The 16,103-nt window shown below is 63.7% G+C and carries 16 protein-coding genes; 6 read left to right on the top strand and 10 right to left on the bottom strand.

The window, feature by feature from the left end:
* Positions 1-59: 59 nt before the first annotated feature.
* Positions 60-446 (bottom strand): DUF3499 domain-containing protein, encoded by a 387-nt coding sequence (locus RHP72_RS10850; RefSeq protein WP_007731177.1) that lies wholly within the window; start codon positions 444-446, stop codon positions 60-62.
* 79 nt (positions 447-525) lie between these two features.
* Between RHP72_RS10850 and RHP72_RS10845 the strand changes: the two genes are divergently transcribed.
* Positions 526-1,014 (top strand): metallopeptidase family protein, encoded by a 489-nt coding sequence (locus RHP72_RS10845; RefSeq protein ID WP_003940797.1) that lies wholly within the window; start codon positions 526-528, stop codon positions 1,012-1,014.
* A 175-nt stretch (positions 1,015-1,189) separates the two neighbouring features.
* Here RHP72_RS10845 and RHP72_RS10840 read toward each other — a convergent pair whose 3' ends face one another.
* Positions 1,190-1,468 (bottom strand): WhiB family transcriptional regulator, encoded by a 279-nt coding sequence (locus RHP72_RS10840; protein WP_020907098.1) that lies wholly within the window; start codon positions 1,466-1,468, stop codon positions 1,190-1,192.
* Between the two features lie 380 nt (positions 1,469-1,848).
* Between RHP72_RS10840 and cofD the strand changes: the two genes are divergently transcribed.
* Genes cofD through RHP72_RS10825 form a run of 3 tightly spaced genes read left to right on the top strand, consistent with a single transcriptional unit; the run spans position 1,849 to position 4,788 of the window.
* Positions 1,849-2,841 carry a 2-phospho-L-lactate transferase gene (gene cofD, locus RHP72_RS10835; RefSeq protein WP_003940958.1) on the top strand — a complete coding sequence of 331 codons (993 nt, stop codon included), beginning with the start codon at positions 1,849-1,851 and terminating at the stop codon, positions 2,839-2,841.
* Positions 2,838-4,223 (top strand): coenzyme F420-0:L-glutamate ligase, encoded by a 1,386-nt coding sequence (locus RHP72_RS10830; RefSeq protein WP_042450117.1) that lies wholly within the window; start codon positions 2,838-2,840, stop codon positions 4,221-4,223. The genes cofD and RHP72_RS10830 overlap by 4 nt, the downstream gene beginning before the upstream one ends.
* A 4-nt stretch (positions 4,224-4,227) precedes the next feature.
* Positions 4,228-4,788 (top strand): NUDIX hydrolase, encoded by a 561-nt coding sequence (locus RHP72_RS10825; protein WP_003940680.1) that lies wholly within the window; start codon positions 4,228-4,230, stop codon positions 4,786-4,788.
* Here the strand turns inward: RHP72_RS10825 and RHP72_RS10820 are convergent.
* The 4 genes from RHP72_RS10820 to rfbD are packed head-to-tail and all read right to left on the bottom strand — an operon-like array spanning position 4,779 to position 8,458.
* Positions 4,779-5,549, bottom strand: a complete 771-nt coding sequence (locus RHP72_RS10820; RefSeq protein WP_003940765.1) for an SGNH/GDSL hydrolase family protein — start codon at positions 5,547-5,549, stop codon at positions 4,779-4,781. The two genes, RHP72_RS10825 and RHP72_RS10820, sit on opposite strands and share 10 nt — an antisense overlap.
* A 32-nt stretch (positions 5,550-5,581) precedes the next feature.
* The gene (locus RHP72_RS10815; RefSeq protein WP_037125580.1) at positions 5,582-6,664 is read right to left on the bottom strand and encodes a sugar phosphate nucleotidyltransferase; all 1,083 of its coding nucleotides are present in this window, start codon (positions 6,662-6,664) and stop codon (positions 5,582-5,584) included.
* Positions 6,661-7,575, bottom strand: coding sequence for a glycosyltransferase family 2 protein (locus RHP72_RS10810; RefSeq protein ID WP_003940999.1), 915 nt, complete (start codon positions 7,573-7,575; stop codon positions 6,661-6,663). The genes RHP72_RS10815 and RHP72_RS10810 overlap by 4 nt, the downstream gene beginning before the upstream one ends.
* A gap of 43 nt (positions 7,576-7,618) precedes the next feature.
* Positions 7,619-8,458 carry a dTDP-4-dehydrorhamnose reductase gene (rfbD, locus tag RHP72_RS10805; protein ID WP_054802243.1) on the bottom strand — a complete coding sequence of 280 codons (840 nt, stop codon included), beginning with the start codon at positions 8,456-8,458 and terminating at the stop codon, positions 7,619-7,621.
* Positions 8,459-8,572: 114 nt separating this feature from the next.
* Between rfbD and RHP72_RS10800 the strand changes: the two genes are divergently transcribed.
* Both RHP72_RS10800 and RHP72_RS10795 read left to right on the top strand, forming a co-directional pair.
* Positions 8,573-10,057, top strand: a complete 1,485-nt coding sequence (locus RHP72_RS10800) for an LCP family protein (RefSeq protein ID WP_311094854.1) — start codon at positions 8,573-8,575, stop codon at positions 10,055-10,057.
* Between the two features lie 21 nt (positions 10,058-10,078).
* The gene (locus RHP72_RS10795; protein WP_311094673.1) at positions 10,079-10,792 is read left to right on the top strand and encodes a TIGR03089 family protein; all 714 of its coding nucleotides are present in this window, start codon (positions 10,079-10,081) and stop codon (positions 10,790-10,792) included.
* Between the two features lie 3 nt (positions 10,793-10,795).
* Here RHP72_RS10795 and RHP72_RS10790 read toward each other — a convergent pair whose 3' ends face one another.
* The 4 genes from RHP72_RS10790 to RHP72_RS10775 form a co-directional block, all read right to left on the bottom strand.
* Positions 10,796-13,246 (bottom strand): ABC transporter permease, encoded by a 2,451-nt coding sequence (locus tag RHP72_RS10790; protein WP_311094671.1) that lies wholly within the window; start codon positions 13,244-13,246, stop codon positions 10,796-10,798.
* Positions 13,243-14,040, bottom strand: a complete 798-nt coding sequence (locus RHP72_RS10785; protein WP_003940882.1) for an ABC transporter ATP-binding protein — start codon at positions 14,038-14,040, stop codon at positions 13,243-13,245. Before RHP72_RS10785 ends, RHP72_RS10790 begins: the two co-directional genes overlap by 4 nt.
* A 134-nt stretch (positions 14,041-14,174) precedes the next feature.
* Positions 14,175-14,867 (bottom strand): response regulator transcription factor, encoded by a 693-nt coding sequence (locus tag RHP72_RS10780; protein WP_003940960.1) that lies wholly within the window; start codon positions 14,865-14,867, stop codon positions 14,175-14,177.
* Positions 14,868-14,902: 35 nt separating this feature from the next.
* The gene (locus tag RHP72_RS10775; protein WP_311094669.1) at positions 14,903-16,090 is read right to left on the bottom strand and encodes a sensor histidine kinase; all 1,188 of its coding nucleotides are present in this window, start codon (positions 16,088-16,090) and stop codon (positions 14,903-14,905) included.
* Positions 16,091-16,103: the final 13 nt, after the last annotated feature.

Genomic DNA, 16,103 nt, shown 5'->3' with positions numbered 1-16,103 from the left:
CAGTACTCGGGTGTGGAAGTACTCGGTCGAGCCTAGCGTCTACGGCGACGAATCTCGCGTCAGTTGGACGGGTCGGGCAGAACGCGTAGGTGTCCACGACGCCCTGTACGGGCAGTACTCGGAGCTGCGGGACGTATGTCCTCATCTGCATCGACGTTGGACTTGCTGCGATCTCCGAGACCGGCCTCACGTACAGCTTCGGCCAAAGCGGTCAGATCGTCTTCGTCGGGAGTACTCGACGCGAATCCGCCTTCGTGGCGGACGAGTTCCCACCCCTTGGGGGCGGTGATTCGAGAGCCGTGAGTGTCACACAAATCCCATGAATGGGGCTCGGCGACGGTTGCCAGCGGCCCGACAACCGCAGTGGAGTCCGAGTAGACATACGTAAGCGTCGCGACGGCGGGGTTCTTGCACCCGGGGCGGCAGCAGCGACGCAGAGATCTCACAGGTACGGAGCCTAGCCCTCCCCACGTCCGGAACCTACTCGGACACACCGAGCAGTTTCTCCTGTCGTAATCTGGCGCCATGCCACAAGCCCGCCGCCGACGCTCGGTCACTACTCGTTCCATCGAGCGACACGGCCGTGGCCTGCGCGGACCGCTACTTCCCCCGGAGGTGCCCGCCAGGCGTACCCGCGCGGAGAAGTTCGATCTCCTGGTGCTCGACGCCTTCTCTCCCGTCGACCTCGCATGGCACGACCGGCTGACGAAACTCGACATCGCAGTGGACGAAGTTCCGAAGATTCACGCGCACGATCCGGAGTCCGTCACATGGCCGCCGGAGGTCATCGCAGACGGCCCGGTTCCACTGTCACGACTGATTCCGGCCGGAATCGACCGTCACGGAAATACGACTCGCGCAAGAATTGTGCTGTTTCGCCGCCCATTGGAGCAGCGAGCGAAGGATCCGGAAGAACTCACGGATCTGGTGCACGACGTGTTGGTCCATCAAGTCGGGACGTATCTGGGCGTCGACCCACAGGTCATCGACCCCACGCTGCCCGACGAGGACTGATACTGCCCGACGAGGACTGACGCACTGTCAGACGAAAAAACTGATGTCACACGAAGAAGTAAATCCACACGAAGAACAAAACAGTCGTTGCTTGACCTGCAATTCCCCGTTGCAGGTCAGACTTTCGAAGACCGCCCGTCAGCCCCGACGCTGACAGAACCGATTCAGCAGCAGATCAGATGATCCCCCGCTTGAGTCGCCGACGCTCGCGCTCGGACAACCCTCCCCAGATTCCGAACCGTTCGTCGTTCGCGAGCGCGTACTCGAGGCACTCGTCACGAACTTCACAACCGAGGCAGATCCGTTTTGCTTCCCTCGTCGATCCTCCCTTTTCAGGAAAGAACGCTTCGGGATCGGTCTGCGCGCAGAGAGCACGCTCCTGCCACTGATCCTCGATGGTGTCGAACAATTCTTCGAAGCCGGTGACGAGACTCAGCACTGGCCGAGTACTCATACCGTCGAACTCACTGCTGCAGGCACCTTCTGCTGCGCCTGCTCGGGAATCGGTCTGCGGTTCGTCGCTTACTGTCATTGCGAGAGAACTGATCTCGACATTTTCATTGGGCATCGTTCCGCCTCCTCACCTGTAATAGCGCAGAATTTTCACTCCATCTTCAACCCCACCCCGTCGACCGTTCGAAACTGTGTTCGAAACCGGCCCCGCTGCAAGTGAACTCACAAGTAGCGGTTGGAATGACACATTTGAGATTACACACGTCCAGCGTGTCGCGGTCAAGCTAAACGAGATGAATCCATTAGTATTCCGGCCCTCAATTGACGGGACCTTCTGCCCGCCAGACACGACGACGCGCCGACCGCCTAGGCTCTGTTGTCGTGAACGTGACTGTATTGGTTGGCGGCGTCGGCGGGGCCCGTTTCCTTCAAGGTGTTCAAAACGCGCTCGGAATCGCCGGTGGTGAATCCCTCGAGAAATACGAAGGCCCACATCGCATCACGGCCGTCGTCAACGTCGGGGACGACGTGTGGATGCACGGTCTGCGCATCTGCCCCGATCTGGACACTTGTATGTACACACTCGGCGGCGGCATCGACACCGAACGCGGGTGGGGGCACGCCGGCGAAACCTGGAATGCGAAAGAAGAACTCGCCGCGTACGGCGCGAAGCCGGACTGGTTCGGCCTCGGAGATCGCGATATCGCAACGCATTTGATTCGCAGCCAGATGCTCCGCACGGGATATCCGTTGTCCGCGATCACCGAAGCGTTGTGCAATCGCTGGAATCCCGGTGTCGCACTGCTTCCCGTGAGCGACGACCGCAGCGAAACACACGTCGTGATCACCGATCCGGAAGACGGTGAGCAGAAGGCGATTCATTTCCAGGAGTGGTGGGTACGCCATCGGGCACAGGTGGAAACGCACAGCTTCGCTCACGTCGGCGCCGAGCAGGCCAAGCCTGCGCCAGGGGTAGTCGAGGCGATCGACGGTGCCGACATCGTGCTGATCGCACCGTCCAATCCCGTCGTGAGCGTCGGCGCGATCCTCGCGGTGCCCGGCATTCGCGGTGCCCTGCGAACAACCGCGGCCAAGGTTGTCGGCCTCTCCCCCGTCATCGGCGGAAAACCGTTGCGCGGCATGGCTGACGAGTGCCTCGAGGTGATCGGGGTCGAGACGACTTCGGAGGCGATCGGTCGCCACTACGGAGCTCGTTCGATCAACGGTATTCTCGACGGCTGGCTCGTCGACGAAGGTGACACGGCCGACATCGACGGGGTGGACGTGCGAAGCATCCCACTTTTGATGACGTCCCCCGAAGAGACCGCCAAAATGGTTCGCACGGCTTTCGAGATCGCCGGAGTCGAACTGTGACCGAGCCCGGAACCGAAGCAAGCCGCGACAGAAATCACTCTCCCGGTGATCACTCCCCCGGCGCCGCAATCGAAGTCATTCCCGTGCTCGGGCTTCCCGAGTTCCGGCCCGGAGACGACTTGGCCACAGCTGTCGTCGACGCGACGCCGTGGCTCGAAAGCGGCGACGTCGTTGTCGTCACGAGCAAGGTGTTCTCCAAAGTCGAGGGTCGCGTCGTTTCCTCACCGACCGATCCGGAAGAGCGCGACGCGGCACGACGCCTCCTGGTGGATCAGGAAGCCGTCCGCGTCGTGGCACGCAAGGGCCGCACTCTGATCACCGAGAACAAACTCGGAATCGTGCAGGCCGCATCGGGCATCGACGGCTCCAACGTCGACGGTGCCGAATTGGCGCTACTCCCCGTGGATCCGGATGCGAGCGCTGCGGGTCTGCGCGCCCGAATTCTCGAGAGCACGGGCAAGTCCGTCGCCGTCGTCGTCACCGACACGATGGGTCGTGCGTGGCGCAACGGGCAGACCGACGCCGCAATCGGTTCCTCCGGCATTCCGGTCCTGCACGGCTACCTCGGAGCACAGGACAGTCAGGGCAACGATCTGATCGTCACCGAGATCGCGATCGCGGACGAAATCGCCGCTGCGGGCGACTTGGTCAAGGGCAAGCTGGGCGGCGTTCCCGTCGCCGTCGTTCGTGGGCTTCGGTTCGAGGACGACGGTTCGAGTGGCCAGGATCTGATTCGCCGCGGCCCGGACGATCTGTTCTGGCTGGGCACCGAGGAAGCTACGGCGATGGGCCGTGGCCAGGCGCTGCTGTTGCGTCGATCGGTTCGACAGTTCGCAAGTGATCCCGTCGACGCGGAGATCATTCGCAGCTCGATCGCCGAGGCACTCACCGCTCCCGCACCGCACCACACGAGACCGGTTCGATTCGTGTGGCTACGCACGGAGTCGGTCCGCACGGCTCTTCTCGAGCAGATGCGCGAGAAGTGGGCCGCCGATCTTCGCGCCGACGGTCGCAGTGACGAATCCGTCGAGGCCCGGGTTGCCCGCGGAAACATCCTGTTCGACGCCCCCGAGGTCGTCATTCCCTTCTGCGTGCCCGATGGCGCACACAGTTATCCGGATGCCGGACGAACCGCGGCGGAGTCGACGATGTTCACGGTCGCCGCCGGCGCGGCAGTGCAGGGACTGCTGGTCTCGTTGGCTACGCGCGGCGTGGGAAGCTGCTGGATCGGATCGACGATCTTCGCCGCCGATCTCGTACGCGAACAACTCGATCTCCCGGCGGATTGGCAGCCACTCGGTGCCATCGCAATCGGGCACCCCCTCGAACCACTGACTCCGCGCTCTGTCTCCGCCCCCGGGGACGCGTTGGTGGAGCTGTAGGTCCATGTCAGCCGAATCGCTGCACGCCTCCGCCAAGGGCGTCCTGGAGGGCTGGGAGACGTCCTCCGAAGCGGACGAATCATTGCGGCACACGATGCTCGCGTTCCTCGATTCGGCTCCGGACGGCTGCCTTCGTCGCCACGCACCGGGACACATCACCGCGTCGTCTCTCGTTCTCGACGAGAGTGGCTGCCACGTCTTGCTGACCCTGCATCCCAAGGTGGGCAGGTGGATTCAGCTCGGCGGCCACTGCGAGCCCGACGACGAGACGGTGGTAGATGCGGCATTGCGGGAAGCTCGCGAGGAGTCCGGAATTCACGACGTTCGGATAGACGCGGACCTACTCTCCGCCCACACGCATCCGATCACGTGCTCACTCGGAGTACCGACTCGCCATCTCGATCTACGGTTTCTTGTTGTGGCGCCGGACAATTCACATATCGTCCGCAGCGCAGAGTCCACCGACCTCAGATGGTGGCCGGTGGACGCGCTCCCACCTACAGCGGAACGCGAGACCATCGACCACCTGGTCGCGCTCGCCCGTCAGCGCAAGAATCAGGACTGAATCGGAGAAAGCTGGGGCTGCTTGGCGCTCACTCCGTCGCCCGACGATGTTCCCTTCACGCGCCGAGCTACCCACGGCACCAAGAACTCTCGCGCCCATTGACGATCCTCGCGACGAGTTTCGGCTTTCGTGAGGACCGGCGCAGGCCCGAGATCGGGTGGGGTCAATCCGTGTTCGACGCCGAGCACGTCGAGCACACGCGTCGCCATGTTCTCGTGCCCGGAGGGCGACATGTGGAGGCGATCCCAGTCCCACATCCGAAGGTCCTGATATTCGGAGAATCGCCAGAAGTCGACGAGGGTCGCGTCGTGGCGGTCGGCCACCTCGCGAACAAGCTCGTTGTAGATCGCCAGACGTCCGCGGAGCTTGCCGAAGAAGGCGGACCATCCGGTGTCGTACGCGGTGAACATCAGAACCCGAGCGCCGGATGCAGTGAGCTGACCGATTGCCGAATCGTAGCGGGCGACCATCGCATCGATGTCGAGCTTCGGACGCATCATGTCGTTTCCGCCGGCGTAGATGGTCACCAGATCGGGCTTCAACGCCAGAGCGGGTTCCAACTGCTCGTCGATGATCGGTCCGAGTAGGCGACCACGAATCGCCAGGTTGGCGTAGCGGAAGTCGGGATTGTTCACCGCCAGCTGCTCGGCCACTCGGTCTGCCCACCCGCGCAGACCATTGGGGAATCGTTCGTCGGCGTCGCCGACGCCCTCGGTGAACGAGTCACCGAGGGCAACGTAACGGCTCGGAAGAGAAGTCATACCCGCCAGTATTCCAGTAGGTCAGCTAACGATCACACATCTGTGCTGAAGCGCACGCCACCGTCCGGCAGCGTCACCCCCGGCCACACGCGTGCGCCGCGCAACAATTCACACCGCGCACCGATGTCCGCGCCGTCTCCGATGACAGCGTCGCGGACCAGCGCTCGGGGTCCGATACGGACGCCGAATCCGAGGATCGATCGTTCGACCACCGCCCCGGCTTCCACAACGGCGCCGTCGAAGAGAATTGCACCGTCGAGGCGAGCGCCTGCACCAACTTCTGCGCCTCGACCGACAACCGTGCCGCCGATCAGGACAGCGCCCGGCGCGATTCCGGCTCCGGGGTGAACCAGCGACTCGCCGCGCGGACCTTCGAGAGCCGGCGAAGGTGCGATACCTCGCACCAGGTCGGCGGAACCGCGAACGAAGTCCTCGGGGGTTCCCATGTCACGCCAGTACGACGAGTCGACGTGGCCGAACACCCGCTTGCCCTCGGCCAGGAGATTCGGGAACACCTCGCGCTCGACCGATACCGGTCGTCCTTCGGGGATCTGTTCGATGATCTCGCGCTTGAAGACGTAGCAGCCGGCGTTGATCTGATCCGTCGGCGGATCCTGGGTCTTCTCCAGGAATGCCGAGACTCGTCCGTCCTCGTCGGTCGGAACACAACCGAATGCTCGCGGGTCTCCCACACGAACCAGATGCAGGGTCACGTCGGCGTCCGTCTTCTCGTGGGTCTCGAGAATGCCGTTCAGATCGGTGCCACCGAGCACGTCGCCGTTGAACACCATGACGTTGTCACCGCGCAACTTCGGCAGCACGTTGCGGATTCCGCCACCGGTGCCCAGCGGTTCGGTCTCGAAGACGTAGTCGATCTCGAGGCCCATCTTGGAGCCGTCGCCGAAGTAGTCCTCGAATACCTCTGCCTTGAAGGACGTTCCGAGCACGACGTGCTTGATTCCGGCTGCCTCGATGCGGGCGAGCAGGTGCGTCAGGAACGGCAGGCCGGCGGTCGGAAGCATCGGCTTGGGTGCCGACAGCGTCAGCGGACGCAGCCGAGTGCCCTTGCCGCCTACCAGGATTACGGCGTCGGTCGGATTCGGATCGGACATCATTTTCCCCCGTGGTTCGAAACTGATGGGTTGTCGGTCGAGTTGTCGGTGCGAGCGCGCTCGCGAACTGCAGAAGCTACGGCGATCTTGGATCGCACCGCGAGGCCACCGCGCAAGGCAAGTCGTAGCGGAGCCTGCCACCAGTGCGGATGGCGATCAGCCTGGAACTGGTACGCACTGCGATGATGGGCAGGCAACATCAGTTCCGGATGACGTCCTGCCGCATGGCCTTTGGCATGGGTGACGACGGCCGAGGGGACGAATACGTTGAGCCACCCGGCTTTTCCGAGGCGGTCACCGAAGTCCACGTCCTCCATGTACATGAAGTAACGAGAGTCGAAACCTGAGATGGTGTCGAAGGCGTCGCGTCGCACCAGCAGGCACGACCCGGAAAGCCACCCCACTGCACGCTCGGTGACGGCCTCGTTCTCCTGACGGTAACGAGCAGTCCACGGGTTCTTCGGCCATACGGTACCGAGCAACGCGTGCCCGACGCCCGAGGTGATGTCGGGCACCGTTCGCGCCGACGGATAGACACTGCCGTCCGGTTCGAGGACCTTCGGCCCCAGTGCACCGGCCCTTGGCCACCGATTTGCCGCAGCCACCAATTCGTCGAGTGAACCGGGTGCCCATTGGACGTCCGGGTTGGAAATCACGACGAATTCGATCGACGAATCGATCTCCGCTACAGCCCGATTTATCGCTCCCCCGTACCCGATGTTTCCGCCGGTTCGAAGCAGACGGACATGCTCGTACTTGGCATCGGCGGCCTCGGGGGCACCATCGGTCGACCCATTGTCGGCCATGATGACCTGGGGTTTTTCTGTCGTCGCCACAGCGAGCGTGCTCAAGAAATTCTCGAGATGCTCGCCTGGCGAGTAGGTCACCGTTACCACGGCCAGCTTGGGACTCACGCCGGTCAGCCTAGCCGTCCGCGGCCACTGTCCCGAACAATGCTCACGCCAGAGCGGCGTGCAGAGCCTCTCGCCACGGACGCAGCGGCGTCATTCCCGCGGTAACCCACGCGCGCTCGGACAAGACCGAATATGCCGGGCGCGGGGCAGGGCGTACGAACTCCGCACTACTGCACGGGCGCACCCGAGCAGGGTCTGCTCCGATCTCCTCGAAAACAGCTCGCGCCAACTCGTACCAACTTGCTTGCCCGCCGTTCGTCACGTGGAATGTCGACGCACCCGTGAAGTCCAGCAGCGCGAGTTCGACGATGCCGCCGGCCAGATCGACGCTGTACGTGGGTGACCCGATCTGGTCGTCCACGACGTTCACGAATTCGCGTTCGGCTTCGAGCCTTCTCATCGTGGCGACAAAATCCGTGCCGACACCGGAATACACCCACGCGGTGCGGACAACGGCCGCGTCAGCCCCCGACTCTCGAACAGCGATCTCGCCGTCCAGTTTGGTTCGGCCGTAGACCGTCGCGGGACCGGTCGGTGCATCGACGTCGTATGGCGAGCTTGCATCGCCCGGAAAGACGTAGTCCGTCGAAACGTGGATCAACCGCGAACCCGCCCGCGCACAGGCTTGCGCGAGATTCCGCGGTCCGATCTCGTTGACCGCCCTCGCCGCCTCCTGGTCGGTCTCGGCAGCATCGACGGCCGTGTACGCAGCGCAGTTGATCAGCACCGAATCAGGCGAGACGAAGTCGTCGACCGCGCGGCTGTCGGTGATGTCGAGCTCGCGGGAACCGACGGCCGTCACAGTGTGACCCGCCGACGTTGCGAGAGCATCGATACGTGTTCCGAGCTGCCCTCGGGCGCCGGTGAGCAGGATATTCGTCACACGGTTGAGTCTGGCACGCCGCGTCGAGGTACCCGCGGCCGAGCATCGGACCAGTAACCTGAAGGGGTGTCCCACCAGCAACCGCAGCGCCGCGCGCGTCCACGACCTGCGCCGATTCGGACCAAGACGAGCCCGGCTCGCATAGCGGTCGCGGTGCTGTCCGTGCTCGTACTGCTGGTCACCGGGTTCGCGTGGCGGGGTGTGGACTCGTTGAGAAACAGCCTTGCCACTGCCAGCGGACTCGGCCTCGGTGGCGGCAAGGACGGCGCCATCGACATTCTGATGGTGGGAACGGACAGTCGAACGGACGCGCACGGCAACCCGCTCTCACAAAGCGAGCTCGACTCGTTGCGCGCAGGTGAGGAAGTTGCGTCCAATACCGACACCATCATCTTGATCCGCGTCCCCAACGACGGGAGTTCCGCGACCGCGATCTCGATTCCCCGCGACGCGTACGTCAACGTCCCGGGTATCGGTATGTCGAAGATCAACGCCGCGTTCGGTGCCACCAAGGAAACCGAGCGGCTGAAGTTGGTCAACAACGGGTCGTCCGACAGCGACGCAGACAAGAAGTCGACGGAAGCCGGCCGGACCGCGCTCATCGGAGCGGTGGCGAATCTGACCGGCATCACCGTCGATCACTACGCCGAAGTCGGACTACTCGGATTCGTCCTGCTGACCAACGCAGTGGGCGGAGTCGACGTGTGCCTCAACGCGCCGGTCGACGAACCGATGTCCGGAGCCAATTTCGCGGCCGGGAAACAGACACTCGACGGCGCCGACGCGCTGAGCTTCGTGCGACAACGACACGATCTTCCTCGCGGCGACCTGGACCGGATCGTGCGACAGCAGGTGTTCATGGCTTCTCTCGTCAGCAAGGTGCTCAGCGCAAAAACCCTCAGTGACCCCGGCAAGCTCAGTCAGCTGACCTCGGCTGTCCAGCGTTCCGTCGTGATCGACGACGACTGGGACATCATCGAGTTCGCCAAGCAGTTGCAGAATCTGGCCGGCGGCAAGGTGCAATTCGAGACAATTCCCGTTCTCGACATCAACGGCATGACCGACTACGGCGAGTCCATCGTCAAGGTCGATCCCAAGGCCGTCAAGAAGTACATCGCGGGATTGGTCGGCGCCGACAGCGAGGACTCGGAGGAGACCTCCGAAGCACCGACCACGGTGAATGCGTCCTCGATCACGGTCGACGTCGCAAACGCCAGTGACATCCCAGGGTTGGCCAGCGGGATTTCCGAAGCGTTGAGTGCCCTCGGGTACAAGCAGGGTCAGGTCGGCAACAACACCGGCTCCGACGTCACCGAATCGACGGTGTTCGCAAAGTCCGCGGACGACGACGCAGCACTCGCGGTGGCCGAGGCACTCGGCGGTCTGACGGTCAAGGCGGATTCGTCATTGTCCTCGGGCAAGGTTCGGGTTGTCATTGCCGAGGACTACAGCGGCCCGCAGTCCGCGGATGCGGTATCCCCGTCCGAAGGAGCGACAAGCACGACTGAATCGTCGAGCACCACCGAGACCAGCCCCACTCCCGCCCCTCCCGGCCCGCCGATCGACGCGGCCTCCAACGGCCCGCGCTGCGTCAACTGAACCGCTGCGTAAGCTGATTAGGTGCCTTCGCCTGTAGACAACCTGACCGACGCCCTCCTAGGACCGATCCTGGCTGCCGACCCGGCCGGCCCTCGCGTGACCTACTACGACGACGCCACCGGCGAGCGCATCGAATTGTCTGCGAGCACTCTGGCCAACTGGGCGGCAAAGACAGCGAATATGGTCCGCGACGAGTACGCTCTCGAGCCCGGCGGCAAAGTTGCCGTGCTGCTTCCCGCGCACTGGCAGAGCGTCGCCGTCTTGCTGGGTGTGTGGTGGGCAGGCGGTGAGGTGGTCCTCTCCCCCGACGCCGACGCCGAACTGGCTTTTGTCACTGCCGACCGACTGGACGATGTTGCGGACGTACCGGAGGTAGCCGCACTCTCCCTCGACGCGTTCGGCAAAGGTTTGAGCGATCTTCCGCTCGGCGTCGCCGACTACGCAACCTCCATCCGTGTGCACGGCGACCAGTTCCGTAGCGCCGGAGCCGGTTCGGCGCTCGAAGGCCGGTCCGTAGCGGACACGATCGACGCGGCACGGGCATCGGCGAAGAACGTCGAATTGGTGTCGACGGATCGTGTCCTCTCCAGTCGCACGTGGGACACGGCAGACGAATTGATCGACGGGCTTCTGGCAGTTCTCGCCGCGGGCGCCTCACTCGTGCAGGTGGCCCACCCGGACGCGGAAGCTACCGCGCGCCGAGTGGGCACCGAGAAGGTCACGAAACAGTTCTGAACGCTAGCTCGCGAGAGCTGTCACCGGTGACACCAGCCCCGCCCGCCTAGCGGGGAGCAGTGACGCGATCACACCGCAGATTCCGCCGATCAACACGATGGCTACCAACTGCACCCACGGCACTGCGCTGAGGGCGACGTCCTCGATCCCGAATACCGATGCGGTACCGGCTACACCGAACACCATCCCGAACAGCACTCCGATCACCGATGCGACTCCTGCCACGAGCAGCGCTTCCCAGATCAACATGGCTCGAATTCCCTTCTTGGTCAGTCCGAGTGCGCGAAGCAGTCCGGATTCGCGGCGCCGTTCGAGAACGGACAGTGCCATGGTGTTTCCGACGCCGATCAAAGCAATCAACACCGCTACCGACAGCAATCCGGCAACCACCATGAGCATGGTGTCGAGGATCGAATCGAGAGCTGAACGCATCTCGGTCATGCCCTGAACATCGCTGCCCGGCGCTTCCTGGCGTGCCAGTTCCGTGATGCGGTCGGTGGCGGCCAAAGCCTGTTCGTCAGTATCCGTCCCCAGCCTTACCCAGTACGAATCGGTGGTCGGCGCGGTGGCCGCTGCACCGAGATCGCCTCGATCCAGTAGTGCTGGTTGACCTTTCACGCCCTCGACCACGCTGACGTTCACGACGCCGCGATCCCCACGCACCGTCGCCGTATCGCCCGCCGAAAGCTTGTATTCGGTCAGGTCAGCGGGCGAGAGCACCAACTGACCGGCCGCGGGTACCGAGATCTCGGTACGCAGAACATCTTTCACCCGCGCAGCGTCGACGCCGAATCCGGCCAACGAACCGCGCCCGTCGATCGTCAGTTCGGCCTTGTCCAGACCGCTCACCGCGCCGACACCGTTGACCGCGGCGATGTCTGTGCCCAACCCTGCGGGAAGCGGTGCCGAACCTGAACTGCTCACCATGACGTCGACGGGGAATTGACTGTCCATCGCCGCGGGTGCGGCTTCCTTGACCGTCGCGATTCCCACGACGAGCGTGCTCGTCAAGGCCACACCGATCAACAATGCGGTGGCTGTCGCCGAGGTGCGGCGTGGGTTCCGACCGGCGTTGCCTGCTGCCAGGCTTCCCACCGGACCGATCAGTCTCGCCAACACTCCGCCGGCCGCATTGATCAGTGCAGGCACGATTCGACCGGACAGTGCCGCGATCCCCAGGAACGAGAACAGTCCACCGGCGGTTGCGGCCGGCACCTGCTGATTCGTCACTCCCAGGACGGTCATCGCGATGCCCGCGAGCAGGATCACGACGCCGAGAACCCGCCGCACCAGCGATACCTGAACGCTCTCGGGCTTGGACTCCATCGGCTGCAGTGCTGCCAGCGGGGAGAGCCTCGTTGCCGCCCGCCCGGGCGCAGATGCAGCGAGCATCGTCATCACGATGCCGACGGCAAGACCGACGAGCACGGTCACCGGGGTGACGCTCAGTGACGAAAGAGGAACCGGCACATCGGCGGCCGTTGCTACCCGACCGATCGCCCAGGCGAGTCCGACACCGACTCCGACGCCGATCACCGAGGCGATCACGCCGACCGCCGCGGCTTCACTGCGAATGCTCCGGCGAACCTGTTTGGCCGTGGCGCCGACGCATCGCAGCAACGCAAGTTCCTGAGTGCGCGCCGCGAGCAGCACGGCAAATGTATTGGCGATCACCAGCGCGGCAACAACAACGGCGATGGCGCCGAAGGCGAGCAACACCGTGCTGAGGATCTTGGTGCCGCCCATGTATTCGGCTGCGGCGTTGTCTGTGGCTTCGTCGCCGGTCAGCACGGTGGAGTCCGCGGGCAACGCGCTCGAGATCGAATCCACGAGTTCTTGCTGAGAGCGTGAACCGTCACCGGCGACACGGAACTCACGTTCGGCACTGTCACCGGCCCACGCGCTCACCTGCTCGGCGGTGGTGAATATCTTGATCCCGCCTAGTCGTTGCGCCGAACCGGAGAGGTCGACCAGTCCGACTACCTCCGCGGTGGGTGCAGCGGCACCGACCGTCGAATCCCGTGCCGTGACTGTGATTCGGGCACCGATCGGTATCCCGGAGTCCGCGCTCACCAACACCTGCCCCAGACCGGCCGGAATCGATCCCTCCGACACCTTCTCCCAACGCAATTCGGGATTGTCGGCAATCGAGAGCGCATCCCCGTAGGACGCGTCCTTTGCCTCGGAGTCGACACGAACATACGTCGACACGTCGTCGGCCACCGCCGAGACGCCCGGCACCGCGCTCAGCAGAGCTTCCGTCACGCCTGGACCGGACGCGACGACATCTGTGGTTTCGTATTGCGTCGCAAGTGATTTGCTCACACTCGCGTCGACCGTCGAGCTCAAAGTCAACGTCGCGACGATGTATCCGACGGCGATCACCACCGCGAGTATCGACGCCACATAGCGCCCGGCGTGTGCCCGCGCCTGCGCAAAAGCCAGACCTCTCATCGCAATGCACCCGAAACTGCAGGAACATCGGCCAGGTCGTCGGCACCGAGAGCTCGCATGGCACCGATCACCGAGTCGACGGTGGGATGGTCGATCTCTCCGGCTATACGCCCGTCCGCGATCAACACGACTCGATCCGCGTACGACGCCGCCACCGGATCGTGTGTCACCATCACGACCGTCTGACCGGTCTCCCGGACACTGGTGCGCAAGAGTCCCAGAACCTCTGTCCCGGAACGGGAATCCAGGTTGCCGGTAGGCTCGTCGGCAAAGATCACGTCGGGCTGGGGCAGTAATGCACGGGCGACAGCTACACGTTGCTGCTGACCGCCGGACAACTCGTGCGGCAGGTGGCCGAGGCGCTGCGACAGGCCCAGCTTTCCGATCACCTCGTCCATCCACTCGGGCGAGGGTTCACTACCTGCCAGCTTCATCGGCAGCAGCATGTTCTCCCGAGCAGTGAGCACCGGTAGCAGGTTGAACGCTTGGAAGACGAATCCGATTCGCTCGCGTCGCAGTTCGGTGAGCTCCGTGTCGCCGAGTTTCGTGACTTCGGTGTCGCCCAGGAAAACCTGCCCACCCGAGACCGTGTCGAGTCCGGCCAGGCAGTGCATGAGCGTCGACTTTCCGGAGCCGGACGGGCCCATGATCGCGGTGAACCGCTCGCGACCGAAGTCCACGTCGACTCCGCCGAGCGCGTGAACCGTGGTCTCACCGGTGCCGTACACCTTGGTGACACCGCGGGCAGTGATCGCCGGCACTGCGGCTGGTTCCGTCGTGGTGTGCGCATGCATTTTTTGCCCTCCGTAAAGCTTCTCGCTATGACGGAATCGACGTTATTGCAGCGCAAGTGGTCTCCGCGTCGGAGTGCGGGGCGATCTTGGAGAGCCCGGTGTCATCCCGGGGTAGGACTGGACAGGGCGGCGTGTCAGCCCTCGGTGCCGAGGAGATCTGCGCGCCGGACAAGTCCGATCTGGAAGGCGAAGACGACTGCCTGTACACGATCACGAGAATGAGTCTTCGAAAGAACCCGTCCGACATGGGTTTTCACTGTCGTCTCGGAGACGTGGAATTTTGCAGCGATCTCCGAATTCGACAGCCCGTACGCCATGGCTTCGAGCACCTCGACCTCGCGCGGCGTCAACTCTTCGGGCAACTGCGCTTCGGGCGCCGAGCCTTCCAGGAGTGGCCCGACGTGCTGAAGCAGTCGCCGAGTGGCCCGGGCTTCGATCACCGCGTCCCCGCGGTGCACGGTGCGGATGGCGTCGAGCAACTGCTCCGGTGGCACGTCCTTGAGCAGGAAACCACTGGCGCCCGCCCGGATAGCCGACATCACGTACTCGTCGTTGTCGAAGGTGGTGAGCACCACGACCTTCGGCGCATCGGGGTCGGCCAGGAGCCGACGAGTCGCCTCGATGCCGTCCATCTTCGGCATCTGGACATCCATCAGAACGACGTCGACATGACGGGCGGCCAACTCGGTCAACGCCTGCTGACCGTCCGAAGCCTCGACAACCACCGACAGATCCGGCTGTGAGTCGATGACCATTCGAAAACCTGCGCGGACCAGCTGCTGATCGTCGATCAGTGCCACTGCGATCGGAGCCACGTGTTCGTCCATGCCACTCACCTTAAGACCTTCGGACGTTTCAAGACCTACCCAGACGTTCGTTCGTACGGCAAGACGGCCCGGACGCTGTATCCGCCGCCTGATTTCGGTCCGGCGGTCACTTTGCCTCCGTGCAGCTTGGCTCGCTCGGCCATTCCGATCAGTCCCTGTCCGCCTGGTGACGATTCGACCAGCGCGGCGCTGCCGCCTCGTCCGTCGTCGGTGATACCGAGAACGAGTTCGGTTTCAGCCCATGTCATCTCGACGCTCGCCTGTGCTCCAGGCCCCGCATGTTTGAGAACGTTCGTCAGCGATTCCTGCACGATGCGATACGCCGTCAACCCCGCACCCGCAGAGAGTTCGCGTGGTTCCCCGGTCACGCTGACGGCGACGTCGAGTCCGCTGCTGCGTAACTCGTGGAAGAGACTGTCGATGTCGCCGGCGCCCGGGATCACCGAGAAATCACGGGGCGTGTCCTCACGCAGGACGGACAGCAGCGATCGCATGTCGGTCAACGCTTGGCGGCCGGTGGAGGCAATTGTTTCGAGTGCCTGAATTGCAGCCTGAGGATCCTTGGCCGCGCTGTAGCGTCCACCGTCGGCCTGAGCGATGACAACGGTCAACGAATGCGCGACGATGTCGTGCATCTCGCGCGCAATCCTCGAGCGTTCGCTGATCGTCGCGATTTCCGCTTCCTGCGCACGCTCGAGTTCGAGCAACCGTGCGCGCTCGGTCAGACCTTCCAATTGTTTGGTACGAACTCGACGCAAATCACCGAACGCCCAGACCGCGAGCATGAAGATCATGACGGCCACGGACTGCATGACCTGCGAGGACACCGGGATTCCGTCGTAGCCGAAGTATCGAACAGTCCCGGCAATCGAGCCGAGCAACGCGAGCACCAGCCCGGTGAGTGAACTCCACCGAGCACCATAGGCGGCCAGCGCGTACAGCGAGATGGGGACGACAACGGCCGATGCGAGCAGTGTGTTGCCGATGAAGATCACGTGTAGAACTGCGAACCCTGCGATCACCATGCCGGAGAGTTCGGGGCGCGAGCGTCGCCACGCCAACGGAACGGTCATACCCAGCGAGATGAACACCGCCAGCGGACTCGCCTCGACCGCAACGACAACGCTGAACAGTGCGGCAACCGTCGCAATGCAGATGTCCACACCGCGAGCATGTTCCGCGCTCCAGCGGACGAAGCGTTCACTAGTCGGAAAACGAGCCATGCCGCCAAGAGTA

Source organism: Rhodococcus sp. SG20037 (assembly GCF_031763325.1).
GTDB lineage: Bacteria > Actinomycetota > Actinomycetes > Mycobacteriales > Mycobacteriaceae > Rhodococcus_F > Rhodococcus_F qingshengii.
Note: the sequence above shows the minus strand (reverse complement) of the source record. Positions and strands in the feature narration are given on the sequence as shown.